A 25,208-nucleotide genomic window follows, 5' to 3' on the forward strand; every position below is an offset into this window, starting at 1 on the left:
ATTGTCATTACCATAACCTTCCATCAGGTTAATTACACCCCATGCTCCAAGTCCTGCACCTACTGCCATAACTAAAATCTTTAATACATTTACTGCCTGTGTAAAAAATTCCATAATTTATTCCTCCTCGTTTTCTTCTTTCTTTTCAATTTTGTTGTATGACTTCACAACAAAGTTTTTGTAAGTCTTTCCATCTTTTTCACGCTTCTTAAAGTATCCAAAGATATGGATCAAATCGCCCTTTTCAAAATCCTTTGCTTTCTCCGCTTTTTCTCCATAGGCTGCACAATTGATATATTCCTTACCTTTTCCGTACTTTTTTACAAGCGTAAAGTTTGCAACTTCAACCGTTTCTCCCTCTTTGTCAAAACTTGAAAAAGTTGGTTCTGCCAATAAGTTGGCATTGATGTTAATCATTTCTTGCTTCATTAAAAATTTCTCCTTTTCTCTTCAATAAAAAAAGCGATCGGAGTTTTTCTTTTCCAATCGCTGATACTCTTGCTATTTAGTTTTCCTTAGTGGGACTTCTTATCCTTACCATCTTTCCTCCTGATTTTGAGTAATAAAAAAGCAGCAAATCTATGTTCTTTAGACTTACTGCACTCTTGTAATAACCGTTTCTCTATTTAATTTTGCTTTCCCTTTTCTCTTGATATATTCCTCAATATCAAAGGCATTTTTCTTATTAAAATCTTCAAGTAACTTGTAATTCTTATGCTTTGTAATATCAAATTTATCTGATAAAAACGGTCTTACACCTCTAAGCTGAAAGATACATTTACTGCCATCCATAACCGTTATCTCATCTTGACTCATCAGCTCTTTTCCTGTCTTTTGGTAATTGAGTCCATAACTATTAGCATTTGATCTTGTTTCCGATGTATTATATAGATCTATCGTTTCCTTTCCAAGCGTTTCTGATAGCTCTTTTAATGTGGTCTTTTCCTTTCCACCTAAAAACAATGTACTATCACAGTTGCCTACAATGGTATCTGCATTATCCTTGTAGATTGCCTTTAGCTGAGATTGTGCTTGCAAAATAATGCTTGCAGATATTTCTCTTGAACGGATTGTCGCTATTAACTTCTCAAACTTTGGAATTAAGCCGATATTTGCAAATTCATCAAGCAAACACCTTACATGAACAGGTAATCTTCCTCCATACTCATCATCTGCCTTATCACAAAGTAGATTAAATAACTGTGAGTACATGATAGACACCACAAAGTTAAAAGTATCATCTGTATCAGAGATAATAACAAAGAGTGCTGTCTTTCTATCTCCAAGTGTATCAAGTTCAAGTTCATCTTCTTTCATCAAGTCCCTAAGCTCCTGAATATCAAAAGGAGCAAGCCTTGCACCACATGAAATAAGAATAGATTTAGCTGTTTTTCCTGTAACAACTTGTCAAGGACTTTCTAATCATTTTTATCTCCTTTTTGATGTTTTTTCATCTCCATTTCTCTAAGCATTATCCTTTTCAATTTATCTTGCATAGTTTCAGTCGCATTTTCATTAAAATGGACAATAACCTCATAAGTTACTTTTCCAATCTTTTTTATAGTCTTTGTTCCTGTATTATGTTCATTTTTATTTTCGTGCATATTAGTTTCCCTCCTGTTAGTTGCAATCAAAAAAAGACGATAGAGTTTTATTTCTACCGCCTTTCACAAGTCTTATAGCTATTCATTTAATAACGCTTTACCATTTACATATTAAATTTTCAAATCCTTATTGTTCAGCATTCCACCAAACATCGTATGATACATATCCTTGGAAGATTCCTCTATCTTTGTAATACTTGATATTTTATTTCCTGCATCTTTTGATGAAGCTCCGCAAAGATAAAAGGCTTCACTGTCTGTTCCATAGTCAATGGCAATATATCTATCGTGATACTTTTTACCTGCAATTTTCATCTTCAGATTGATATTAGGGTAATCTTTTCTAAAATCGTTTAGGATATTTTTTGTCAGCATATCCTTGTTTTTCACATTGTCGCTAAAGACTATAATTTCAACATTGTCTTTTGCAGCCCTTAATAATTCTAAGGTTTTCAAGCCTATATAGTTGTCTATCACATAAATACTTTTCTTTGCAGACTTATATATTTTGGTATAGGCAACATCTGCTTCAATCTTATCTCCGTTCATTAAAAGGAAATGCTTGTATGTGTCCGGATCTATAAAATTATCCATAACCTTTTTCAAATCTTCTTTTGTAGCCATTTGCGACTTTATTTCAGCTATATCCTTTGTGTTTTGATTTATCTGTACTGCTATTTGTACCAATTCTTTTGAGCTAATAAAATCTTGATTTTCGATTATAAAGTCTTTCATCTGCTTAAATGTTCTAATTAAGGCTCTACTTTGCCTAATCGCAAGTTCACCTCTTAATACCGTCATAAGCATATAAATACCTTGTTCTGTAAAGGCATTTGGTAAGTATCTTGAACCGCCCCAACTTGAGGTGAAATTTTTGCACCTCAAGTTTTCAAATTCATTCTCGGTCAGTTGAAACATAAAATCTTCGCCTTCAAACTTCTCAATATTGTTTTTCACCTGTCTATTAAAGTTTTTTGTTTCATAACCATATATTTCAGCTAAATCTGCATCAAGCATTACTCTTTGCCCACGAATAAGATATATTTTTTCTTGTATAGTTTTATCATCTACAATAACTATCTCTTTATTCTCTTCTGCCATGAAATGCACCTCCAACATTATCTAAATTCTTTTATATTTTTCTACTCCGCCTTCAGCTTTTCCGATGTGTTCCACATTTTTTACAAGTCTCTTATTTACATTTTCATAAAACCATCTGCCAATCAATGCCGGCGGTGTTGCGATTAACTCTCTCAAAACAAATTCTTTGCCCTTCGGTAAAGAGCTAATTTTGTTTAATAAGGTAGTATATAGGTCAGCATAGCTTGTATTTTCTTGTAAACTGCTACACTTACAATATTCAGTAACGCTTGGGAAACCTCCCTCTATTGCTTTTTTAGTTAAAATTTCAAGTTCTTCATCGGTTACAGTAAATTGAATTCGCATTTATATATCCTCTCCTTATAACTGAGTTTATTACCATATCACTATCATTTTATCATAAATTCGATATTTTTTTCATACTGCAATTTTAAGCCCTATTTTACACTTAGCTATAGTCTGATACCTATTTTATCATTAACGCTCTAAAAAAGCCTCTCCACCGTCTTATATGAGATTATAAATGTTCCCCCTTGTCATAATCTTCAAGGGTATATACTTTTGATTTATGGCTTTCTTTTAATTTACCTTTATCTTGCTCATACCAATGAACTAAGGTCGCATAATGATCTTTATAGTTTCTTCCCGTGCTTTGCATATAGGTTGACAGCTTCTCTATCATTTCTTCCCTATGACCTTGCATTTTATCCTTTAACTTCCCATATTCTTCATCGGTTAAGGAAACATTTTTATATTCTCCATAAAGGTTGGGGGATATTTTTTCTATCTCCCCCTCTTTTTCTAACTCTATATCTATCTCTTTATCTATCTCTATATCTCCGTTGCAGTTTTGTTGCAAAAGGTTGCAAGGTGTTGCACCAGTGTTGCATTGCAACGCTTTTTGTCCTCTCGATTTTCTTGAACGCCTTGTAGAAGCTGTTTCTGAACCTATAAGACTTGGAATTTCTGTTAAAAAATACTCGTCATTTTCTGTAATTATCTCCATCAATCCTTGTGCTACAAGATAATTTACTATAACCATTACATCATCTTCCGTTTCATCAATCGTTAAGGCAAGCTCTTTGATAAAGTCTGTTTCTACTCCATCATAATACAGCTTCCCACTATCTTTTAAGCTAAGTAAAAGCAATTTAAGATAAATGATTGTATAGGTATCTCCTCCTGATATTTTTCTTAGCCTTTTGATTCTCTTATCTGTAAAAAAATCTTCTTTCAATTTTAACCAATAGTATCTTCTGTTGTCTGCCATTTTTATCTTTCCTCCCCTTTATTTTTATAATTTTCTTTAGCCTTTTCCTTGGCTTTTTGTTTGTACTGCCTCTTTATTTCCTCTTGCTCTTGGAATTTTTTCAGTTGTGCAATTACGCTTGGTTTATCTCCTCTCTTAATTGCCTTGTCTATCTCTATGGATAAATCTATTCCATACTCATCATTGACAATCTTTACTGCATATTTGATATGGTCTATCTGCTTAAATTCATCTTGTACTTTAGCTTTATCTTCGCTTAAGTCTTGTATCTCTTTTTCAAGGCTTGATATTTCTTTCTGCCAATCACTCGACTTTATAGCTGATGTTCCAGTAAATTTTTCTATAGTCTTTCTTGCTTTTTTGTAGTTTTCAATTTCATCTTTATGTGAATTGTAAAATTTATCTTTAAGAAAAGTTTTATCTTTATATTCCTGATATACCGCCTTATTTTCTTTGATGATGTCTGCACAAATAAAGCAACGATTTAACTCCTTTATTCTTTGGGTTTTGCTTTGAATATCTTCACTTATCTTTTTACTTTGCTTTGCCAGTTCAAAAACTTTTTCTTGTAGGTCTGCTATGGTTTGAAGATGATTATCTTTTAGATAGTAGATTGCTTTTACAAATCTCTTTAGGTCTGCATTTCCCTTTTTTATCTGTCCATAGTAGGATAGATTTTTTGTTTTTTCTCCCTGTATTTCGTTGTAGATAGAAATATATTCATAAAGGTTAAAGAGTTCTGCTTTGTTCTCCAGTTCATCTTTCTTGGTCTGTTTATACCCATCGTATTTTGCTTGCAGATTTCCAAGTAAAGAGTCTATCCAAGAAGTGATTTCTTTTATCTTGTTCTTGATAGCTTTTACTAAAGAGTTATATTTTTTAATTTCTCTATTGATATTTCCCTTATCCGTTTCAATGCCTTTTCTTTCTAAGGCACTTGCACTTGCTCCCATATGAATGGTTGGGATTTCTTCTATCCCTTGCCTTTTGTAGGAACGATGATCCACTCTCTTTTCTTGATGATTTTTTTCTAAATACTGATTACAAAGTCTTGCAAAATTCTCTCGCCATTTCTCTGCATTTCCTTTATCGTTCCAATCCGTCAGTTCTATTTTCCTTGTTTTGTAGTTTCCACTTTTTAGTTTTATCTTTTCTCCGTTTTCATCAAGAACATATTCTTTTTTGCTTTTTGCCTGCCACTCTCCTTTTTCATTTATTGGTCTAAGGGTAGTCATAATATGAGCATGGATATTATTATTTTTTTCATCACTTTCATCATGGATTGCAAGGTCTGCTATCATTCCTTTTGATACAAAATTTTCTTGTATGAAGTCGGTAATGAGGTTTTTGTTTTCTTCAAAGGATAATTCTTTCGGTAAGGCAATAATGAAGTTTCTTGCAAGCTGTGCATTGCTTGCTTTCTCATTTAGTTCAACACTGTTCCATAAGGTAGTTCTATCTTTTAATGCTATAGGGACATTCTCCGGTAAGAAGATTTCTGAATGTAAAAGTCCTTTTTTATTGTGGTAGTCATGAACTTCTCCGTCCCATTCATTTTTGATTTTCTCGCAAGAGATATATGCTGCACTTGCAACTGCCGATTTACTTTTTCCTCTACTTATCATGGAAATACTAAAGTGAAATGTTTCTGCCATCTTCATAAGCTCCTTTCATTTTTTTGTTTATTTTTCATATAAAGAAAAAAGCAGACAGGCTATTGTTTGTATCTTTTCCTATCTGCTTTATCCGTATGTTTTTATTAAGTTTTGGATTTTCAAAGACTTGCTAAAATCCCTTAGTTTTTCTAAGGGCGCAATTATACACCCTAAAGGGTGCTTTGCGTTCTGCGAAGCTTTTTGCCCTTGCAGGGAGCTTCTGAAAAAACTAAGGTTTTTTATTCTGTCTACTCGATGTCTGTTTCATCTTCCATATCTTTTCCATTTATCATTTCTTCATAGGCTTGTCTGTATTCTTCTGTGTGAGTAGAAATATTTAATAGCTTTTCTATCTCCTCATTGGTAAACATTAGAGAATTTTTAACCACTCTTTCTACTATCAAGCCTCTTTGTATAAGCCTGTGATTTCTTCTTTTTCGTTCCTTTTCATTTGCAAGTTTTTCTAATTTCTTGCCTTGATTTTGTAATTGTTTCAGCTTTACATCGCACTTTTCTCTTTCTTCCTGAAGTTCAGAAATTTGTTCCTGTACTTCCTGTAATGTTTTTTCTTTCTTCATTTTTAATTCCTCCGTTTTGGTATCTGCTTGTTTCCATAAAGAAAGGTTAAGCACCTTTTTTGACACTTAACCTTTCCAAGTTTTTAGATTTTATCTTCTAAAATCTTTCTCAGTTTTTCTAAAATCCTATCCCTCCTCCCACTGATTGCTTGATGTGTAACTTTCTCTCTTCTGCTGATTGACCTTAGACTTTCTTCTTTGTAGAAGATGGCTTCCATTAGTTCTCGTTCTTCTTTTGTAAGAGTATTTAATGCTTTATGAAGTTCTTCAATTCGCATTTTTACTTCTACAATTTTTTCTAAGTCTATCTTTTCATCTATGATGTTATCTACAAAGTGTCCATCATGATCCAGTGCCGAAAATGGTATTACATTATGCTTCCAATCTTTTCTTTGGAGATACTTTTCATGCTCTGTTATCTTCCAATAGGCTTTGTAGACTTCTTCACTTACAGGTACGGCTTTGCCTTTTACATAAAGGTAATATTCTTTCTTTGCCACTTAGTCATCCTCCTTTTTAAGTTCTCTGTTTTGGTTTTGAGAATAAAAAAGGAGGACTTCTACACTTTGGCGTAAAAAGTCCTCTCGGCTTAAAAACTAATGTTTTATATAATTTTCTATTTGGTCGTTTCTGGTAAAGTATTATTGCTATGTGTAAGCAATTCCAAGAATAAAAAAGGATAATTATATCGTTCTGTGAAAACCGAAACTATAAGTTTTGACATAATTATCCCTCCATTATTTTCCCTCCTAAGTAAATTTATTATTAAATCACTCCTGCTTTTTCAAAATGCTTTTTGAGTATCTTTGTTGCAACGAATGCTCCTATGCAAGCAAGAACAAATGTTATCAAGGCAAAGCCTACTGCCCATGAAACTTTGAAATAAGATAATGCTTCATTTATTTGTGCTTCACTCATTTTCCATTTTGATGCTCTTTCCACAAAAGAAGCTGTTCCGAATAAAATCACAGGAATTACTGTCCCTAAAAAATCCGCTAATGCAAATATCCCATATCCAATAATCATTCGTCCCTTGCTCTCATAATTTCCTATAATCAAATCACATATAATTCCACCGATTACAGCAAAGACTGCATGAGGCAAATGTCCTCCTGACAATGCAATTAAACCAAGAAGCGTTCCTGATATTGTAAATACGCCCTTCTTTTTAACTTTCAAAGCCATAAGGATATAAACGGTAGCAGCTACCATAAAGCTAACTCCTGAAGCAATAAATCCTCCAATCACTGTTGTTGCCATAGCAAATGCAACCGCCATGTATATGACAATTCCAATTGCATTAAAGATTCCGATTGTAATAAAATCACGACCATTTAATTTGTTTTTCATAAAAGTCCTCCTAATAAATTTTCTGTATTACTATCACAAGAGCAATCATCAAAGCTCCTAATAGTCCAATCAACAAATCCGTTGTTCTAAACCTCAATTTTGTTAATGTAACCCTGTTCTCATCACTATCAAGTCCTCTAATGAGTGCTGAAGCTGACAGTTCATCTGAAATCTTAATCATTCTCATTAAAAGCGGAACAAGCGTATATTCAATATATTTAATTGGATGTAGCAAGGGAAAAAATCTACTTGTTACGATTCCTCGAATCTTCATATTCTCTTTTAATGCCTTGAGTTCTATTTTTATAGTTGGTACAAACCTAAGCAAAACACTAAAAGGTATACCAATGCTTCTTGGTACTTTCATTCTATTTAATGCTTCAAGCATTTCACTTACACTTGTAGTCTTTGTTATATATCCACCAAACATAGCAATTAAGGTCATCCTTGATGCAAAGTAAATAAACATATATATTGCAAATACGATACTTGCTTCACAAAACTTTCCAAGCCATAACTCTATGCAGTATAAAATCACAAAAAACAAAATAAAGCGTAATGCTCTTTTCCACATACTGCTGTATACATACAGAAAAAAGGCAAAGAGAATCAGTCCGAAAAGTAGAATTGTATCGCTTATAAAAAAGCTCGTAAATCCAACAATTGGAAGTAGAGTAAGTTTTATTCTCGGATCGACTGTTTTTCTATCCATCAAGTTATCTACCTCCTCTCATCTTGTCCAATATGAGAATTTTATTACTTTCACTCATATTCAAAACACTTTCTATTTTTCCATCTCCCATTACCCAGAGCTTACTCACTGTGTTCGCTAAAAACTCAAAATCATGACTTATCACCAAAACTGTTGTTCCATTTTTTAATTGTTCTTCAATTAATTTTGCCACTGAAAGCATTGAGTCTTTATCACAACCTGATGTTGGTTCATCATAGATAAAAACTTTTGCCTGTTTCATCATTCCACAAGCTATTGTGAGTCTTTGTTTTTCTCCTCTTGATAAAGCAAACGGATGCTTATCAATGTATTTATCTAAGCCAAGTACATTCAAAATAGACTTTGCCTTTTGAGTATTTTCTTTTTTATCTTTACTTGAAATACCAAGCAGCATTTCATCAAGTACACTTTCCGAAAACAACTGATAGTCTGAATCTTGAAAGACAAAATATGACATATCCATTAAATCTTTATGATTAAGCGAATTATCTTTCCCCGTCCATATCTTCCCCTCTTTTATCTTCTCAAGTCCTGAAATCACTCTTGCAAAGGTAGTTTTTCCGGTACCATTTAAGCCGATAAGACCAATGGCTATTCCGCACTCCATATTGAAATCAAGATGATTTAAGATGTATTGATTTTGCTTATTTCCAACCTTAGTTGCACTTGGGTAACAAAATTTCAAGCCTTTCCCACTGATACTTTCATCATTTAATTGATATAAATCTTTCTTCTCACTTATCCTGTATTCTTTTAATTCAAGAGTTCTTAGTCCATTATCATCCCAAAACTTCCCTTCAAGATGGATAACTTCTTCCCGACTCAAGTCCTGTGCAATCTCTCCATCTTTAACCAAAAGAAAACGGTCAAATAAAGATTTTACATAGTACAAACGATGTTCAATTAGAACAACAGTTGTTCCCTTTTTCTTTAATTTTTCCAAAATTAAAAATAGGTCAAATGTTGCTTTCATATCCAAATTTGCTGAAGGCTCATCTAAAATTAAAACTTTCGGATTCATTGCATAGATGCTTGCAATAGCTATCTTTTGTTTCTGCCCGCTTGATAATTCAAAAACAGATTTTCCTTTCAGTTCCTCAATATCCAGCTCTGCATATACTTCTTCTACTCTCTGTTTGATTTCATATCTTGATTTGCAGATAGTTTGAAGCCCAAAAGCTATTTCTTCATCTGTCGTTGTCGTGAAAAATTGACTTCTTGGATCTTGAAATACAGTACCTACAATACGCCCTATTTCATGAAGCGATAATTTGCTTATATCTTTTCCGGACGCAAAGGCTTCCCCTTTCATTTTGCCTTTGTAATAATGTGGAATAAGACCATTCATCACACTTCCAAGAGTACTTTTACCACTTCCACTTTTCCCTGAAATTAAAACAAATTCACCTTTTCTAATTTCAAGATTGACATTTTTTAAAGCAGTTCGTCCATCTTCCCATTCATAATAAACATTTTTTAGCAAAATCATGGTTATACCTCATACTGAGCTTTCCATAATTTTGTGTAGTAACCATTTTTTGCAAGAAGTTCACCATGCTTTCCTTTTTCAAGTAAATTTCCTTTTTGAAATACGAGAATTTGGTCAGCTTTTTGAATTGTTTTTAAATGATGAGCCACTACAAGTACAGTTCTATTCTTTGCAAGTTCTGTAATAGCATCCTGTATCAAAGATTCATTTACAGGATCAACATTACTTGTCATTTCATCAAGAATTAAAATCGGTGCATCTTTTAGAAAAGCTCTTGCAATAGATATTCTTTGTCTTTGTCCACCTGATAAAATTCCTCCATTTTCGCCAATATCAGTTTCATAACCTTTTGGTAAACTCATAATGAAATCATGTATTCTTGCTTTCTTTGCAGCTTCAATGATTTCCTCTTTTGTAGCTCCTTTTTTACCTACTCTGATATTTTCTTCAATCGTGTTATCAAACAATTGAACATTCTGCATGACAATGCTAATACGGTCTAAAAGCTCATCATAAGGAATATCCCTTATATCAATTCCTCCGAGTGTAATTTTTCCTTTATGCACATCATAAAATCTTAGAAGTAAGTTGGTTATAGTGGTCTTTCCACTACCTGATTCTCCAACTAAGGCTGTCATTGTTTTTTCAGCAATAGAAAAGCTCAATTTTTCCATTTTAAATTCATCTTTTTCATAGGAAAATCCAATGTTATCAAAAGCTATATCATTATCTTTCGGAACAATTCCATTCACTTTATCCGGGATTACATCTGCATATAAAATTCTTGAAAGTCTTTCGTAACTATCTACCGCCGAAACATAGTTCATATAGTGTTGTTCCATAGAAGCGAACGGCTTATAAAACTCTTTTGAAATTACCGCAAAGATAATAAAATTAAGCACATCGAGATTTCCCTTTATAACAAGTATTGCTCCTGCAATTAAAAGAACTAAATATCCAATATCCAGTAAAAAACCAAATATAGATAACTGTTTTGCCTTGAATCTTGAAGCTGCTTTACTTGTTTCTCCGAACTTTTTCGTTTTGTTCATAAGCTCATTATCTAAGATCTTATTGTTTGAAAAACTCTTTAGTACAGGTATTCCTCTAACATATTCAACAAATAAGCTAACCATATCAAGAAGTGCTGAGTTGTTCTGATTTTCTATTTTTTCAGATTGCTTAATTGTCAGATATAGAAAGATAAGTGCAATCGGAACAGATACAGCCATAATAATAGCAAGTTTGAAATCAATACTTGCAAGACCAACAAATACGACTGCACCTATCAAAAAATCACCAAACATTCTTGACCACATGTGTCCTACAACAAGGGACATATTATCAACATCTTTGTGTAAAATTGTATTGATCTCGCCCAGTCTTTCGTTGGTATAAAATCCTAAGCTGAATTTTTTTAATTTGATAATCATGCGTTCTCTGATTTGCTGAACAATATCAAAACCTGCACTATGCTTTTTCATATCTGCAACCATATTACAAATACCTTTGAACACTACAAGTAATCCAATCGCAATAAAATATTTATATAGACTTGCTAAGCTCGTTCCATCGAATATTTGGAACAGTATAGAAAATACGATCACAATCATAGCTATGGAGCTTAGTCCATAAAGGGCAAAGAATACACTCGATATAATCAAATCTCTCTTGCCAGTTTTTGTAAGTAGTTTTAACATTTCTCTAAACATTTTCTGTTACCACCTCTTTCAAATTCCATCTATCTACCTTGTTCTGTGCTTCAACCATATCCTTATAAAAATCACATCTTTTCATCAGCTCTTCATGGCTTCCTGCATCAAGAACAACACCCTTATCCATAACAATAATTTGGTCTGAATCTCTAATCGTATTTAGATGATGAGCAATTGTAATGATGGTTTTATCCTTGCTTAAATCGTCAATTGCTTCGCCGATAAGTCTTTCATTTTCACTATCAACAGCCGCCATTGCTTCATCTAATATTAAAATCGGTGCATTTTTCAGTATCATTCTTGCTATAGAGATTCTTTGTTTTTCTCCACCGGATAACTTAACTCCCATTTCACCTACTCGTGTTTCATATCCATTTGGCAATGCTGAAATAAAATCATGGCATCTTGCTTTTTTAGCAGCTTCTATGACTTCTTCTTTTGTTGCATTTAGTTTTCCAATTGCTATATTTTCAAAAATACTTAAGTCAAAAAGGATAACTTCTTGTTGCACACTACCAATCAGCATTGAGATATTTTCTTGACTATATTCTTTTATATCTTTTCCATTTATCAGTATTTGTCCTTCATCTGCATCCCAAAATCCCATAAGCAAATTAGATACCGTACTCTTTCCACAACCGCTTGCTCCTACAAAGGCGTTCAAACTATTTTTCTTAAAATTCAAATTGATATTTTTAAGCTCAAAGCTATCTTTTCCGTATGCAAAATTCACATCTTTAAATTCTATGTTTCCAAATTCTAAACCTTGTTCTGTCTTTTTGTTTGGAAGTGGAACTGTTAATACTTTCCCTATCGCCTTTAACGCTTCCTTAAACACAATAGAAAAATGTTGCAATGTAGCTGTCTTACTTATAGAAGCAGTAAAAGCAGACGATAAAATAATGGCAAGGATAAAATTAGGCGTTGTAATATTTCCATGATAAAGAAATATGCTTCCCAAAATCATGACAATAACCACTCCAATTTCCATAAATATGTCAATGAGTCCCATTGGAATTGTAACCATCCCCATGCTCTTTTTAACCCAGTAAATATATTCTCTTGCCGTTTTTAATGTTCTTTCACTAATTTCCTCTTCTTTAGCAAAAGCCTTAATCACAGAAATATTTTTTACATATTCCATTAGCTCTTCTCTCATTCTGTTTTCATGATTGAAGTAAATCGCAAAGTTTTTATCCATTGTTTTCTGTGAAAGAACTTTTACCAAATACATGAGTGGAACTCCGGCAATCATCCCAAGAGCAAGACGCCAATCCACAAAAATCATAGCTACAAAAATAATGGTAGGCAGAAGTGTAACTGCCATTATTTCAGGAAGACCATGGGCAAGGTATACTTCCACTTGCTCTACATCATGTTGAACAATGTTGGTAAGCTCTCCTGTATTATGTTCTTTAAAGAATCCCAAACTTAGTTTTTTCAGATGACCGATAATATCTAACCTAAGTTCTGTTAATTTTTCGTATGCTTTCTCATGGGCAACCTTTGTTGCAAAATAATAAAACACTCCTTTTAATACAAACGATATAAAGATTCCCAAGAATATATACTTTAAATTACCTTCGTTAATATTGTTTGTGATTAAAGAACTAATCAAATATACAAGTAAGATTTGTGGTATCAAATCAAATACTATTTTTAAAGCAAGAAGTGAATTGGATAAACTATTTTTCCCAATCACTTTTTTCCTTAATTCTTTTTCCGGCATGAACAACTCTCCTTTCAAAATTGAATAATATTGAATTTTAATTCAGTATTAAGGTTTAAAGTAAGACTTTGCTGATTACGCAAAGTCTATTTTATCCGATCACTATATTTTTTTAAATTACTGTATCAGCAAATCAAAAATTATAGCACAATCTTTTTCCATTTTCTAATCTTAGTTCTAAACGTTCCAAAAGGGGCAACCGTATTAACATGAATAAACTTATAAACTTCCCATGTCGCTGTTTTAGTAGCTTCATCAGCCCATTTTCTCATATGCGGTTGAAATAATTCTTCTTCACTTAGTGTATCAATCATTGTATAGATAGATATAATATTTTCTTTCAATCGTTTCTTTAATTCTTCTATCGATAAATGAGCATAAGTATCGGTAAACCACTGATATAATTCTCCAAGTTGATTCCATTTAAACATATCCGACGGTGTCTTTACTTCAAAACCGTTTTTCTCATCTTTTTCCCATTTCAAAACTAATGTTGTCCATCCGAGTTGATAAGCAAGATTTTCTGCTGGTGTTCTGTCAACTTCAGGGACTCTCTTATCTTTGAGAGATTCAGGAATAATATCAAATTCAGAAATATACTTTTCAAAACTTTTATTTATCTCAGATTTCAGTTCTTCTTTATCTTTATATATCTTCAAAATATCTCCTCCAAAAATTTAAATTTATCGCATTTAAATATCAAATCAACTTACAATGATTCCACTCCCTTGTAATAACACTTTGCAATAAGTTTTAGCATATCTTTTGCCCACTTTTCACTTTGATAATGCCTTGCTATTTCAAGAAGTCCCTCTGTAAAGTTACTGGCTAAAATATGGGCAAGCATTGGATCATATTCCTGTTTCGATTGTCTTTTTAAACTTACTTCAATATGAACCTGCATTTGCGATATAAGTTTTTGTTTTGCTTCTGTATGCTTTGTACCTGAGCTTTTATCCATTAAAATAATTAACTTCTTACGATCTTTTAAAAGTTCATGAATATAATTTTCTCCAACTTCATCAAACCTTTCAGAAGCAGAACCTTTTTCCAAAGATTCTTCCTCATTAAAAGCTGACTCGAAGTTTATATAAACAGAACTTACTACTGCATCAAACAAAACTGCCTTATTTTTGAAATAGGTATAAATTAGTGCCACAGGAATATCTGCTTCTTTTGCAATTTCTGTTAATTTGGCACCTCTATAATCCTTTTTATAAAATACTTTTTCTGCTGCTTCGAGTATTCTATTTCTAACTTCTTCTTTTAATACTTGTGCCATAGCACACCTCTTTCTATTCCAATACTGAATCTACATTTAATAATAAATTAAAATTCAATATTTGTCAAGATAGATTTAAATATTTGTTTTTATATACTCACTCACCGGTATCCCCACTCTTTTCAAAACCTTTATTTTCTCCTGTTTCTTCTGTTCTCTTCTTGCCTTATATTTATCTTCATACTCTTTCTGTTTTCCACTCGCTTTACGCTTTAGGTAATTTTGATGTAGCTTGTCTTTTCTTTCTTCGATTTTTCTTTCTTCTTCCTCAAGTTTTTGTTTTTTTTCTTCGCTTAACTCCGCCTGTGGTAGTTCGTAATTACCTATGAAATTAAAGTAAATTTCTATCTTTTGCTTTGATGTCTGACTTCCTTTTCTATCTCTTTCATGTACGATAATCTTTTCTACAAACTCATTTATCATTGTAGTTGTAAGTTCATCAAAGTTTTCATAACGACTGATAAGAGATATAAATTTTCTTGCTCTGTCTGTTTCTTTTTCATATCTTGATACCTGCTGCTCTAAATCTTTGATCTCTTTGCTTAAAGTTATCTGCTCTGTTTCATATTGATTGTTTAGTATCTCATATCTGCTATTTGGTATTTTGTTAAGGATCATATCTTCGTAAATTCTGCACATAAGTCGTTCGAGTTCCCTAAGTCTGTTTTGGCTTTCCGTTAATCTTACCTTTTTCTTTTCTATCTCTATTTTTTCTTTTTCTTCCATTTCATTTTGAATGGAACAGATAAAGGCTTCATTATCTTCATCAAGGTATTTTTTAATATCTTTTAGTGTGTCTTGTATTAAATTTAAGACTACTTCCGCTTTTATTCTGTGTGCTGATGGACAAAGCATGCCACAAGGTGTTTTAGTATAGGCACTGCAAGTGTAATAGGGTATATTTTTGTAATTGCTTGTTCTATGAACATACATTTTACTTCCACAATCTGCACAATACATCAGTCCTGTGAGTGGGTGATATTCTCCCCAACCGTCAGGATACCTTTTTACATTTCCTCTTATCCTTTGCACATTGTCAAAGGTTTCTTGATCTATAATTGGCTCGTGTGTATTTTCAAAAATAAGCCAGTTATCCTCGGATACATATTTGCTTTTCTTGTCCTTGAAGTGTTTTCTTGTTTTGAAATTGACTGTATGTCCCAAGTATTCCTGTTTCTTTAAAATGCTTGCTATGGTTGAGCTGCACCAACGATAGGGATGTTCAAAGTTTTTGCTTTGATATAGTCCATAGCCTAATTTCTGTTGATGATAGGCTGGTATATCTACTTTTTCACTCTCCAATATCTTTGCTATTCGATACGGACCATTTCCTTGCATGGTCAGGTTAAATATTCGCCTTACTATCTCTGCTGCTTTTTCATCTACTATCCACTTGTTTTTATCTTTTTCATCTTTGATATAGCCATAAGGCGGTGTACTTGCAGTATGTTTCCCACTTTCGCCTTTTGACCTGAAAGTCGATTGGATTTTTCTTGATGTATCTCTTGCATACCATTCGTTCATGATATTTCTAAAAGGGGTAAAATCATCTTCTCTGTAAAAACTATCTACATTGTCATTGATAGCGATTAGTCTTACGCCCTTTTGTCTTAGTATCTCCATACATTGACCGACTTTGAGATAATCTCTGCCAAGTCTGCTCATATCTTTTACAATGATACAACCAATATTTCCTTGATTGACTCCGTTCATCATTGCCATAAATCCCGGTCTGTCAAACTGCGTTCCACTGATTCCATCATCTGTAAAGTGAATGATGTTTGACAAATTATTTTTGCTTGCGTATTCTTCCAATATTTTTTTCTGATTGATGATAGAGTTACTCTCTCCTTGCAGTTCATCATCACGACTTAATCTCTCATAGAGTGCTGTTATCTTTTCAAAATTCCTCATTTTTACCCCCTTTCTCTTAATTTTTCAATAAAAAAAGAATTAAGAAGTACATATTTCACTAAAATAGTGATTAAGTGTTCTCCTTAATTCTATTACTCCTGCTGCAAGCTTATATTTCTTATATTGCTTTACCGCAAAGTGCGTAGGCTCTTTCTTTTCCAATGCTTCAAATAGTCTATCAATGGGATTCATATAGGTTTCATCATCTTCTCTGACTTCTGAAGCATCTATCATATCCAGTAGTGTCGCAAAGTTCTTTTCTTCTCTTGGAGCTTCATAAAAAATATAACCTATCAAAGCCGTATAGTAGAGTTTCTCGGCTTTCACCCAAAAATCTTCACCTGCTTTTTCACCCTCTCCCTTAGTATTTGCAATGATTGTCTGTACCAATTTAAGTATGTCTTTTTCACTTCTGAGATAGGCGAATGGATTGTACTTCATACTCTTTTTAAAGTTGATGGTATTTAAGATTTTTATCTCATAGCCATTATCTTCAAGCATCTTCCCACACTCAATGACTATTGTTCCTTTTGGATCTGTTACGCAATATGACGAGTGCATTTGCATTAGGTTTGGCTTTACATAAAATCTTGTTTTTCCGGAGCCTGAACCGCCAATAACAAGTACATTCTTATTTCTTGCATACTTTGGATTAGCAGGTCTACCATTCATAGTTAATCGTTCCGTTTGAGTAAGCAAGATATTGTTTTGGAACTTTTCATCCACATACGGCTCTATATCTTTTCTCGTTCCCCATCGTGCTGATCCATACTCTTTCCCTTGTCTGAACTTTTTTGCATTTTTGCCTTTGGTATAGACAATAAATTTAATTATAGCTGCCACTCCTACGCCCATTAAAATGTCAGAAGGATGAATACTTGGAATAAAGCTCATGGTATTAAGCTCTAATATTCCTTGAAAGATTTTATCTATTACATCGCCACCTATATAGGCTCTTACATGATGAGAAAATATATTGCCAACATAGAAAAATGCAAGATAGGGAGTATTCTGCTTTAGAAACTTTGCCTTATCTTGCACCTTAAATAAGCCTTTGATGTCTTTTAGTATCTTATCTATCATAGGCTCTGCTCCTTTTGTTTATTCTTAACTTTATCTTTAGAAACAGTGTTCTTTGCCATCTCCTTAAACTTCTCAATATTCTTATGGATAGATTCCTTTCTTTCCGTTTTCTTTTCAGACTGTGCTAATGCGTGCTTAAAGGCTCTATCCATCACTTTCATGTCTTTTGCCTGAAAGAATACGGAGTATTTTCCGCTTTCCTTATCTTTCATTACTGAAAACTTTACCCCATACCGATTAAGTTCCTTTTTCAGTTCCTTCAGCTCTGCTTCTTCTACCGGAATTTCTTCAAGCTGTCCCTTTTTTACCATATCTTTTAGCTTTACTTCATTTCCGTTAGCATTAACCAGCTTTTCAAGCCCTCCGAGTTTCTCAGCCTCTTTCATCAGTTTCTTGAGTAAAGTCAAAAGAAGTTTTGCTGTTACTTTTCCGGCTTTAACCTCCATATTCAGCGTTTTTCTTGCAATTTCTTCATTGATCAAGTTCTCTCACCTCCCGTCAGTAACCTTTCTTTATTCCTCTTTAATTTTTCTTCCTGAATAACTTTCCTGTAATCTTCTCCAAGTACCATCACAGGAATACACATCTCAATAATTCTTGAGTAAATTCTTTGGTATTCCACACTCTCCGTGCAGTTTTCAATTTGGCTGTATGAAAGATTTGTGGTAAAGATTGTTGGTTTATGCTTTAAGTACCTGTTATTCACAATGTTATATACCTGCTCTTTTGCATAGCTTGTATCTCTTTCAATTCCTAAATCATCTAATATGAGAACGGAAGTGTTTACAAGGGATTCGATATATGCGTTTTTATCAAGGTCAAATCCGCCTTTTTGCAGTTCGTTGATTATCTGTGAAAAGTTTCTAATCTTAACGCTTATCTGATACTGTTCAATCAGAGCATTGGCAATAGAGCAGGCAAGATAGGTCTTTCCGCTACCCACCGAACCATAGAATAGGAGTCCGATATTTTCTTTTCTCATCAGCTCATAATCTTTTACAAAATTCTTTGCGATGATAAGGCTTTGATTTTCTTTTCCCTGATAGTTTTCAAAGGTATATGCCCATTGAATCATGGATGTGAAGCAGATACTTTTTAATCTCTCGATTTCAAGCTGCTTTTGTCTTTCTTTTTCTTTTGCTTCTCTATCTCTATCGCATTTACAAGCTGTCTTAAATATCATCTGCTTTCCGAAAAATTCTAATGCTTTTCCATCTTTTCTTTCATGGCACACTTTACAGTAGGCGTGTCCGTCTTTGATGTATTCTTTTTCAGGATCAAAGCTGTATTCCACATCTTCTATCATCACTTTTTCTAATTCTTTAATCATAAATGTACTCCTTTGTTATATTCCTCCCATGTAGGGATATTGGTTTTTTTCTTACTTCCCTGATCTTTATAGAACCAAGAAAGGATTGTTGCTTTATGGTCTTTATATGTCTTTCCGGTACTTTGAAGATAGGTTGATAGTCTTTCAATGTAGTTATCAAGCTCTCCTGCCATTTTTATTTGTAATTCTCCTATATCCTCATCTTTCAAAAAGACATTTTGAAATGTTCCAAGTCCGCTTTTCCCAAAACTATATTCTCTCTTACTATATTTACTCTTATTATTCTCTATATAGTTAGAGTCAACATTTTGAACTTCCTGAAGTTCATTTTCTTTACTTCTGAGGTTAAAATCTTTTACTTCTGAAGTTAAGTTTTTTGACTTCTGAAAGTCATTTTCTTTTACCGCTATTATGCTCATAAAATCTTTAACATAAATGACATTCGGCTTACCAAGTCCAAGCCTTACTCTTTCAATCAGTCCTATTCCTTTTTTGCTGTCTAACTCGTCCAATGTTTTTATAGCTGTCGGCTTTGAGATATTTCTTCTTCTCATAATTTCTTCAACAGTAAAATAGATAAATACTCTGCCTTCCTTGTCCACCCAGTTATTCTTAAAGGACATTCCTGTGCGTTTCAAAAGCATGGAGTATAGGATAATGGCTTCAGCAGACAGTCCCTTAAATTCTTCTCCGTCTACCAATATTTCAGGCACTTTTAGAAAGTTAAATCTTTCCGCTTCTCTGTTATAGAAATAGTCAAAGTCCATACAGGATCACCTCCCTCCTTAAAAATTTGCAAAGAAAAAGACGATAGTTTTTTCTTCTATCGCCTTTGGTAACCATTTTTATGAAATTTTTTAAATTGATTTTATTGCCTCATTGATACCTTGCAAAAAAGCTATAACTGCTGCACCAACCATCGGTATTCCATATGGACTAACCAAGAATCCAATAATCAATGCTTCTATTCCGATGGTAACTTCTTTTTGTAAGAAAGATGCTATTGCTCCAAATATGCAAAACATCATCAGCAAATATAGTAGGGCTGTTCCGATACCAAGTAGAAATGTCAGAAATGCTGTGAGGATACTTAACACCAAGCTAATTGGAAACAAGATTATTTTTATTATCCATCTCATCATTTAGTAGTCCTCACTTTCTAAAGCATTCTTTGTATCTCCACACACCATATCAATGCAAACATTCACATCAATATAATTTTTTAAGACTTTTTTTCGTCCTCCCTCTCCGTCTTCTACAAATACATAATGCTTGTAAAACTGCTTAAAATGCAGTATTTTCACGATTTCACTCTTTGTATCAACGCTATGCACTCCACATGTGTCGTTCTTGGAAATTGATCAAGTATCTCCACATCTTCTATTTCATATCCATTTTCTTTCATTATAGCAAGGTCTCTTGCTTGTGTTACTGGATTGCATGAAATATAGACAAATTTTTCTGGTTTTATATCAATTATCTTTTTAATTGCCTTTGGATGAATTCCCTCTCTTGGTGGGTCAAGGACAATTATATCTGCAAGGTCTTTTAATTCGTCTATCTTTTCTAGGACGTCTCCTACAATAAATTCGCAGTTTTCTATTTCATTAAGTCTTGCTGAGTTCTTTGCTTTTTCAACCGCTTCTTCCACTATTTCAATTCCATATACTCTCTTTGCTTTTTTTGAAAAGATTTGGCTGATGGTTCCTGTGCCTGAGTACAAGTCGAATACGGTTTTGTCGTGGATATCTCCCGCCATGTTAAGCGCAATGGAGTAAAGTTTCTTTGCCATAATCGGGTTTGGTTGGAAGAATGAAAATGGACCTATATGAAATTTCAGTCCAAACATCTCTTCCACTAGGTAGCTATCTCCTAATAAAACTTCTACCTTATCTGCCTGTACCGAGTCAGACATGGAATCGTTAATGGTATGAAGCACGCTTTTTATTTTATCTTTTATTTCTAGCTCTTCTAAAGATTTTAAAAAATCTTCTTTGTAGAGCTCTCCCTGGGATGATGTTATAACATTAATCATGTAGGCGTCTTCGCTAAAGGAATATTTTAAAACCAAATGTCTTAAAAATCCCTTGTGGGTTTTTATTCTATAGAAGTCGAATTCTTTTTCCCTTGCGTACTCCTGAACCTTTTTACGTATTATTTCAAATCCTTCTGGGACGATGTTACAGTTTAATGTTGGTGTTATTTCATAAAACTTTCCCTTTGTATGCATTCCTAAAAAGATTGGTCCACCTATTTCTTGGTCGCCAAAGGAATATTCCATTTTATTTCTATAGTTCTTTATTGACTTTGCAGGGTTTTCTTTAATTTCACCATCATATAGCCCATTATAAAGTTTTTTTATTCCATCTACTTTTATTTTGATTTCATTTTCGTAGGAGATGGATTGATATGCACATCCGCCACATCTTCCAAATACATCGCAGGTTTCGTGAGTTTCCAGGTCAGATTTTTCTAAAACTTCCACAAGTTTTGCTTCAGTGTAGTTGTTTTTTCTTCTCTTTGGCAAAATCTTTACAACTTGCCCCGGGATTCCACCTTTGAATTTATATATTCTATCGTTATGCTTTATTATGGATTTGTTTGGAAATTCTGTTGATGCAATTGTTGCTATAATCTCTTTTTTCTTTCTCATCTCTTTTTTATATACCTTTCCATATTATTTCTAAATCCGTCTGTCTTCTTTTGTATATATGCAAGTATTCCTAATAGGAAAATTCCCTTTAGTGCTTGTGAAGCAGACATACTAATCCAAATTCCCTTTAGTTCAAAAAGCTTCATTAGGAAGTATGCCATTGGCACTCTCATTACATTGAACACAGCTGAGACCATTGCTGGATATCTTGTTAATCCCAGGCCGTTTAACATTCCAGAAACGCCAATCTCCTGTGACATTAGTATAGTTGTTGATCCTAAAATTAGTAGGTATATTGTTCCTTCTTGTATAACCCTTGGGTCATTTGGTGTAAATATTTTGAAAAGGCTCTTTGATCCAAGCATAAGTACTGCAGTTGCTATTATACCAATGATAAGTATAAGTTTTATACAAACCCATTTACCCTTTTCAAGTCTTTCGTAATTTTTTGCGCCATAATTTTGTCCAAAGAATGTGGTAAATGCTGTGGCAAATCCTTCTGATGACATCCATGAGATTGACTCTATTTGTGAACCTATTGCATAGGTTGCTAATCCTACCGTTCCGTATATTGCGATATATTTGTTTAGTTTGATGGAAACTAAGTTGTGTATAAGCGACTGGCCACATGGCGCTATGCCCAGTTTGAAAATCTCCTTTGCATTTTGAAACTCAATCTTTTTAAAGTAGTTGTACTTCATGTAGGCTTCCCTATATTTAAAGCCGATATAGATGTAAATACAAACTGCCAAGGCCTGTGCCAGTATTGTTGCAAGAGCGGCTCCCTTTATTCCCATTCCCTTTATTGGTCCAACTCCAAAGATTAAAATCGGGTCCATTACGATATTAAAAATAAGTGCAATTATTGAAGTCTTAAATGGAGTTTGACTGTTACCTTGGGAGTAGAAGTGGGAACTAAAAAATGGAAGTAAAAATGTAAATACTAGTCCAATGGATATGATTAGGTGATAGTCCAGTGCAAGTCTAAAAACTTCCTCTTCTAAATGGAAGTATCCATATATATGCTCTCTTCCCAATATAAAAAAAGTTGTTAAAAGCGCCCATAGCAAGATATTTAATTGAAAGCCTCCTATGGTTATCTTTTCTATATCATCTTTGTCATCTCTTCCATAGGCTTGGGCAAGTTCTACGGACATTCCCGTCTTTATAATAAGTGTGATTGCATTTGCCATCCACATAAAGAACCCAACTGTACCAACTGCTGCAACAGCATCTGTTGATAGCCTTCCAAGCCAAATCAAGTCCACAAGATTGTACGCCATTTGTATAAAGGCTATTCCCATAAGGGGCATTGCCATTCTCGCTATGGCTGTTTTTATATCACCTTTCATTAGGTTTTGTGATTTTAGCATATTATTCTCCTTACTCCTTATATAAAATAGTCTAAGTCTCTTGGTTTTCTGAAAAGTCTTATGTCTTTCCAATGTGAAGGTAATAGATTTCTATATGGATAATTTTGAAATCTGTCGTCTATTAAAACGCAATCTCCCCTGTCCTGTGCCGTTCTGATTACTCTACCTGCTGCTTGGCACACCTTGTTCATTCCAGGATAGATATAAGCGTATTCAAATCCTCGTTTGCCTCTTTCGTCATAGTAGTCTCGAATTAAATCCCTCTGTGTGGAAATTCCTGGAAGACCTACGGAAACTATTCCAACTCCCTTAAGCCTTTCTCCTGCTAGGTCTATTCCTTCTGAAAACACACCACCGAGCACAACAAAGCCAACTCTATTTGACTTTTGTGTAAAGAGACTTAAAAATTCTCTTCTTTCCTCTTCCGTCATAACTCTGTTTTGAACTGCAATATCTTTGCCATTTTTATCAAAGCGATTATAAATTTCTGTCATAAATTTATATGATGGAAAGAAAAGTAAAAAGTTTCCATCTCTATTTACATATTTTTCCAATGCCTTGGTAATTATGTCGTAATTTTTTTCTCTGTCTAAGTATCTAGTTGAAAGTGGAACAATGCCCGCTTTAAAGTAGTCGGGATTAAATGGTGATGGAAGTTTTAGTCTGTAATACGCTGAATCTTTACATCCAAACACATCCACATAAAAGTCCATAGGCGACAATGTGGCTGAGAAAAACACCGACGACTCTGCTCGCTTCAATATGTTTTTTAATATAGGCGAAGTGTCTAAACAGAGTAACTGCATAATTCTATCATCTTCCTCTGTTCTAATCAAGGTTCTGTAATTATCTGCATAGTAGTCGGTTATTCTAGAAAAATGTTTAAGTGTAAAATAATTTTCTAAAATTTTATCATAATTTGGCGCTTCTTTTTCTTTTGACAAAAACTTCTCCAACATTCGAAGCGTTATCTCTAAATTGTCTAAAAAATTTATGTTAATATACTCTTCTACAACTTCCATGGTTTTATTGTTAAGTTTAAAACTCTCTAAGTACTTTATAAGCTCTTCAATTTGCTTAACGATTTTATAATGCTTTTCTTCAAATAGATTTGTCATTTCAACAAGATTATTTAAGGAAAACTCCGCTGAATACATATCCCTTGCCCTGTCCACAAGGTTATGGGCTTCGTCAATTAAAAAAGTATAGTTTTCGACGGTAACATCAAAAAATCTCTTTAAGTACACTGCAGGGTCAAAACAATAGTTGTAGTCGCAGATAATAAGGTCAGAAAAGTTTGCCATATCAAGCTGAAACTCCATGGGACAGACTTTGTGCTTTCGTGCATATGAAAGTATGGTTTCAGTGTTTAACACATCTTCATGCTCATATATGTCGAATATGGCTTCGTTAACTCTGTCGAAATGTCCCTTTGCATAAGGACAGTCCTTGGGATTACATTTTATTTCATCATTTAAACAGATTTTTTCCTTCGCCGTAATTGTTAAAGTTTTAAGTTCCAATCCCCTATCCATTAGCCTAACCACCGCTTTGTTAGCTTCTTCCTTTGTTGTGGAGCGGGCGGTTAAGTAAAATATCTTGTCCGTCAATTTATTTCCCAGGGCTTTTATGGAAGGAAACACTGTGGACATGGTCTTTCCTATTCCCGTTGGTGCTTCCACAAAGAGCCTACTCCCGGTGGATATTACATTATAAACTGCCACTGAAAGCTCCCTCTGTCCCTTTCTATAAACTGGAAATGGAAATGTGGTGGATTTTATCTTTTCATCTCTCTTTTTTCTAAACTCAACTATCATAATGGAAAAGTCTAAGTATAAATCTAGCAAGTTTAAATAGAACTCCTCCAGTTCAAAAAAAGAAAAGTTCTTTACAATTCTCTTTATTTCACTATTTTCTACATTATAGTATGTCAATTGCAAATCTATATTTGAAAGCTCTTCCCTAATGCAATAAAAATATCCGTAACACTTTGCCTGTGCCCAGTGTAGTGGGTTTGTATTGTATTCTAGTTCCTTTAGAGGTCTTGTAGTGGTCTTTATCTCGTCAATTAGTGCATGGTCACCTTCTCTAAAAATTCCGTCAGCTCGCCCTTCTACTTTAAAAAGCATCTCTTTATGAAAGGTTTCGTTTACTAGGCGAACCTCTTTTTCATAATTCTTGCCATATTCCTTTTGAAGCTTTTGATGAATCCTTTGACCTTCCTTTAGTCTGCCTCTATCGGTAAAGGAGTTGTCAATGTCTCCACTTCTCATAACAAATTCTATTAAACCCCTAACGGATAATTTAAAATCTTCCATGTTTCCACCAAAAAACCTTCAACTTTTAAAT

Annotated in this window: 26 protein-coding genes and 1 pseudogene; all 27 read right to left on the reverse strand. The window is 33.6% G+C overall.

Features of this window, described 5'->3' with window-relative positions:
• The coding region (locus WKS98_RS02015) for a Maff2 family mobile element protein (RefSeq protein WP_498916697.1) at window positions 1-114 on the reverse strand (114 nt) is incomplete at its 3' end.
• Window positions 115-117: 3 nt separating this feature from the next.
• On the reverse strand, window positions 118-429 hold the full coding sequence (locus WKS98_RS02020) for a single-stranded DNA-binding protein (RefSeq protein WP_249526310.1): 312 nt from the start codon (window positions 427-429) through the stop codon (window positions 118-120).
• Between the two features lie 165 nt (window positions 430-594).
• Window positions 595-1,407: pseudogene (locus WKS98_RS02025) on the reverse strand (VirD4-like conjugal transfer protein, CD1115 family); the annotation flags it as partial.
• An 11-nt stretch (window positions 1,408-1,418) separates the two neighbouring features.
• A complete protein-coding gene (locus tag WKS98_RS02030) occupies window positions 1,419-1,604 on the reverse strand; it encodes a transposon-encoded TnpW family protein (protein WP_062570877.1) in 186 nt (61 codons plus the stop codon).
• Window positions 1,605-1,715: 111 nt separating this feature from the next.
• Entirely contained in the window at window positions 1,716-2,705 is a 990-nt protein-coding gene (locus tag WKS98_RS02035) for an ORF6N domain-containing protein (RefSeq protein ID WP_498916469.1), read from the reverse strand.
• Window positions 2,706-2,726: 21 nt separating this feature from the next.
• Window positions 2,727-3,050 carry a hypothetical protein gene (locus tag WKS98_RS02040; protein ID WP_001222545.1) on the reverse strand — a complete coding sequence of 108 codons (324 nt, stop codon included), beginning with the start codon at window positions 3,048-3,050 and terminating at the stop codon, window positions 2,727-2,729.
• Between the two features lie 172 nt (window positions 3,051-3,222).
• A complete protein-coding gene (locus WKS98_RS02045) occupies window positions 3,223-3,975 on the reverse strand; it encodes a phage replisome organizer N-terminal domain-containing protein (protein WP_498916471.1) in 753 nt (250 codons plus the stop codon).
• 2 nt (window positions 3,976-3,977) lie between these two features.
• Window positions 3,978-5,630, reverse strand: coding sequence for a MobQ family relaxase (mobQ, locus tag WKS98_RS02050; RefSeq protein WP_498916473.1), 1,653 nt, complete (start codon window positions 5,628-5,630; stop codon window positions 3,978-3,980).
• 248 nt (window positions 5,631-5,878) lie between these two features.
• Window positions 5,879-6,208 (reverse strand): DUF3847 domain-containing protein, encoded by a 330-nt coding sequence (locus WKS98_RS02055; RefSeq protein ID WP_164403348.1) that lies wholly within the window; start codon window positions 6,206-6,208, stop codon window positions 5,879-5,881.
• Between the two features lie 83 nt (window positions 6,209-6,291).
• The gene (locus tag WKS98_RS02060; protein ID WP_001074477.1) at window positions 6,292-6,708 is read right to left on the reverse strand and encodes a sigma-70 RNA polymerase sigma factor region 4 domain-containing protein; all 417 of its coding nucleotides are present in this window, start codon (window positions 6,706-6,708) and stop codon (window positions 6,292-6,294) included.
• Window positions 6,709-6,973: 265 nt separating this feature from the next.
• Window positions 6,974-7,558, reverse strand: a complete 585-nt coding sequence (locus WKS98_RS02065; protein WP_000791747.1) for an MptD family putative ECF transporter S component — start codon at window positions 7,556-7,558, stop codon at window positions 6,974-6,976.
• Window positions 7,559-7,568: 10 nt separating this feature from the next.
• On the reverse strand, window positions 7,569-8,273 hold the full coding sequence (locus WKS98_RS02070) for an energy-coupling factor transporter transmembrane component T (RefSeq protein ID WP_025194627.1): 705 nt from the start codon (window positions 8,271-8,273) through the stop codon (window positions 7,569-7,571).
• 1 nt (window position 8,274) lies between these two features.
• A complete protein-coding gene (locus WKS98_RS02075; protein WP_002842626.1) occupies window positions 8,275-9,780 on the reverse strand; it encodes an ABC transporter ATP-binding protein in 1,506 nt (501 codons plus the stop codon).
• 2 nt (window positions 9,781-9,782) lie between these two features.
• On the reverse strand, window positions 9,783-11,492 hold the full coding sequence (locus WKS98_RS02080; protein WP_498916477.1) for an ABC transporter ATP-binding protein: 1,710 nt from the start codon (window positions 11,490-11,492) through the stop codon (window positions 9,783-9,785).
• Window positions 11,485-13,224, reverse strand: coding sequence for an ABC transporter ATP-binding protein (locus WKS98_RS02085; RefSeq protein ID WP_002842637.1), 1,740 nt, complete (start codon window positions 13,222-13,224; stop codon window positions 11,485-11,487). The genes WKS98_RS02080 and WKS98_RS02085 overlap by 8 nt, the downstream gene beginning before the upstream one ends.
• A gap of 140 nt (window positions 13,225-13,364) precedes the next feature.
• Entirely contained in the window at window positions 13,365-13,883 is a 519-nt protein-coding gene (locus tag WKS98_RS02090) for a ClbS/DfsB family four-helix bundle protein (RefSeq protein ID WP_000708365.1), read from the reverse strand.
• Between the two features lie 50 nt (window positions 13,884-13,933).
• A complete protein-coding gene (locus WKS98_RS02095; protein ID WP_000079884.1) occupies window positions 13,934-14,506 on the reverse strand; it encodes a TetR/AcrR family transcriptional regulator in 573 nt (190 codons plus the stop codon).
• Window positions 14,507-14,581: 75 nt separating this feature from the next.
• Window positions 14,582-16,420 carry a recombinase family protein gene (locus WKS98_RS02100; RefSeq protein ID WP_001243447.1) on the reverse strand — a complete coding sequence of 613 codons (1,839 nt, stop codon included), beginning with the start codon at window positions 16,418-16,420 and terminating at the stop codon, window positions 14,582-14,584.
• A gap of 39 nt (window positions 16,421-16,459) precedes the next feature.
• The gene (locus WKS98_RS02105; protein WP_143877059.1) at window positions 16,460-17,503 is read right to left on the reverse strand and encodes a type IV secretory system conjugative DNA transfer family protein; all 1,044 of its coding nucleotides are present in this window, start codon (window positions 17,501-17,503) and stop codon (window positions 16,460-16,462) included.
• Entirely contained in the window at window positions 17,500-17,985 is a 486-nt protein-coding gene (locus tag WKS98_RS02110) for a PcfB family protein (protein ID WP_023056454.1), read from the reverse strand. The genes WKS98_RS02105 and WKS98_RS02110 overlap by 4 nt, the downstream gene beginning before the upstream one ends.
• Window positions 17,982-18,833 carry an ATP-binding protein gene (locus tag WKS98_RS02115; RefSeq protein ID WP_055328032.1) on the reverse strand — a complete coding sequence of 284 codons (852 nt, stop codon included), beginning with the start codon at window positions 18,831-18,833 and terminating at the stop codon, window positions 17,982-17,984. Before WKS98_RS02115 ends, WKS98_RS02110 begins: the two co-directional genes overlap by 4 nt.
• Window positions 18,830-19,600 (reverse strand): replication initiator protein A, encoded by a 771-nt coding sequence (locus WKS98_RS02120; RefSeq protein ID WP_154705001.1) that lies wholly within the window; start codon window positions 19,598-19,600, stop codon window positions 18,830-18,832. Before WKS98_RS02120 ends, WKS98_RS02115 begins: the two co-directional genes overlap by 4 nt.
• 90 nt (window positions 19,601-19,690) lie before the next feature.
• Complete coding sequence (locus WKS98_RS02125) at window positions 19,691-19,972, reverse strand: CD1845 family protein (RefSeq protein WP_141561292.1); 282 nt, start codon at window positions 19,970-19,972, stop codon at window positions 19,691-19,693.
• Between the two features lie 3 nt (window positions 19,973-19,975).
• Entirely contained in the window at window positions 19,976-20,137 is a 162-nt protein-coding gene (locus WKS98_RS02130; protein ID WP_001843395.1) for a hypothetical protein, read from the reverse strand.
• Window positions 20,134-21,486, reverse strand: a complete 1,353-nt coding sequence (gene rlmD, locus WKS98_RS02135) for a 23S rRNA (uracil(1939)-C(5))-methyltransferase RlmD (protein ID WP_498916481.1) — start codon at window positions 21,484-21,486, stop codon at window positions 20,134-20,136. The genes WKS98_RS02130 and rlmD overlap by 4 nt, the downstream gene beginning before the upstream one ends.
• Window positions 21,483-22,859: an MATE family efflux transporter gene (locus WKS98_RS02140; RefSeq protein WP_498916483.1), complete on the reverse strand. Its 1,377-nt coding sequence runs from the start codon at window positions 22,857-22,859 to the stop codon at window positions 21,483-21,485. The genes rlmD and WKS98_RS02140 overlap by 4 nt, the downstream gene beginning before the upstream one ends.
• A gap of 17 nt (window positions 22,860-22,876) precedes the next feature.
• Entirely contained in the window at window positions 22,877-25,177 is a 2,301-nt protein-coding gene (locus WKS98_RS02145; RefSeq protein ID WP_498916484.1) for an ATP-dependent DNA helicase, read from the reverse strand.
• Between the last annotated feature and the right edge of the window lie 31 nt (window positions 25,178-25,208).

The sequence above is a fragment of the Lagierella sp. ICN-221743 genome (assembly GCF_037890055.1).
Taxonomy (GTDB): Bacteria; Bacillota; Clostridia; order Tissierellales; family Peptoniphilaceae; genus Mediannikoviicoccus.

What these genes read in the sequence shown, in the direction of transcription:
- WKS98_RS02020 (WP_249526310.1), bottom strand. Translation starts at nt 429, where the DNA reads ATGAAGCAAGAAATGATTAACATCAATGCCAACTTATTGGCAGAACCA.
- WKS98_RS02030 (WP_062570877.1), bottom strand. Translation starts at nt 1,604, where the DNA reads ATGCACGAAAATAAAAATGAACATAATACAGGAACAAAGACTATAAAA.
- WKS98_RS02035 (WP_498916469.1), bottom strand. Translation starts at nt 2,705, where the DNA reads ATGGCAGAAGAGAATAAAGAGATAGTTATTGTAGATGATAAAACTATA.
- WKS98_RS02040 (WP_001222545.1), bottom strand. Translation starts at nt 3,050, where the DNA reads ATGCGAATTCAATTTACTGTAACCGATGAAGAACTTGAAATTTTAACT.
- WKS98_RS02045 (WP_498916471.1), bottom strand. Translation starts at nt 3,975, where the DNA reads ATGGCAGACAACAGAAGATACTATTGGTTAAAATTGAAAGAAGATTTT.
- mobQ (WP_498916473.1), bottom strand. Translation starts at nt 5,630, where the DNA reads ATGGCAGAAACATTTCACTTTAGTATTTCCATGATAAGTAGAGGAAAA.
- WKS98_RS02055 (WP_164403348.1), bottom strand. Translation starts at nt 6,208, where the DNA reads ATGAAGAAAGAAAAAACATTACAGGAAGTACAGGAACAAATTTCTGAA.
- WKS98_RS02065 (WP_000791747.1), bottom strand. Translation starts at nt 7,558, where the DNA reads ATGAAAAACAAATTAAATGGTCGTGATTTTATTACAATCGGAATCTTT.
- WKS98_RS02075 (WP_002842626.1), bottom strand. Translation starts at nt 9,780, where the DNA reads ATGATTTTGCTAAAAAATGTTTATTATGAATGGGAAGATGGACGAACT.
- WKS98_RS02080 (WP_498916477.1), bottom strand. Translation starts at nt 11,492, where the DNA reads ATGTTTAGAGAAATGTTAAAACTACTTACAAAAACTGGCAAGAGAGAT.
- WKS98_RS02085 (WP_002842637.1), bottom strand. Translation starts at nt 13,224, where the DNA reads ATGCCGGAAAAAGAATTAAGGAAAAAAGTGATTGGGAAAAATAGTTTA.
- WKS98_RS02095 (WP_000079884.1), bottom strand. Translation starts at nt 14,506, where the DNA reads ATGGCACAAGTATTAAAAGAAGAAGTTAGAAATAGAATACTCGAAGCA.
- WKS98_RS02100 (WP_001243447.1), bottom strand. Translation starts at nt 16,420, where the DNA reads ATGAGGAATTTTGAAAAGATAACAGCACTCTATGAGAGATTAAGTCGT.
- WKS98_RS02105 (WP_143877059.1), bottom strand. Translation starts at nt 17,503, where the DNA reads ATGATAGATAAGATACTAAAAGACATCAAAGGCTTATTTAAGGTGCAA.
- WKS98_RS02115 (WP_055328032.1), bottom strand. Translation starts at nt 18,833, where the DNA reads ATGATTAAAGAATTAGAAAAAGTGATGATAGAAGATGTGGAATACAGC.
- WKS98_RS02120 (WP_154705001.1), bottom strand. Translation starts at nt 19,600, where the DNA reads ATGGACTTTGACTATTTCTATAACAGAGAAGCGGAAAGATTTAACTTT.
- WKS98_RS02125 (WP_141561292.1), bottom strand. Translation starts at nt 19,972, where the DNA reads ATGAGATGGATAATAAAAATAATCTTGTTTCCAATTAGCTTGGTGTTA.
- rlmD (WP_498916481.1), bottom strand. Translation starts at nt 21,486, where the DNA reads ATGAGAAAGAAAAAAGAGATTATAGCAACAATTGCATCAACAGAATTT.
- WKS98_RS02140 (WP_498916483.1), bottom strand. Translation starts at nt 22,859, where the DNA reads ATGCTAAAATCACAAAACCTAATGAAAGGTGATATAAAAACAGCCATA.
- WKS98_RS02145 (WP_498916484.1), bottom strand. Translation starts at nt 25,177, where the DNA reads ATGGAAGATTTTAAATTATCCGTTAGGGGTTTAATAGAATTTGTTATG.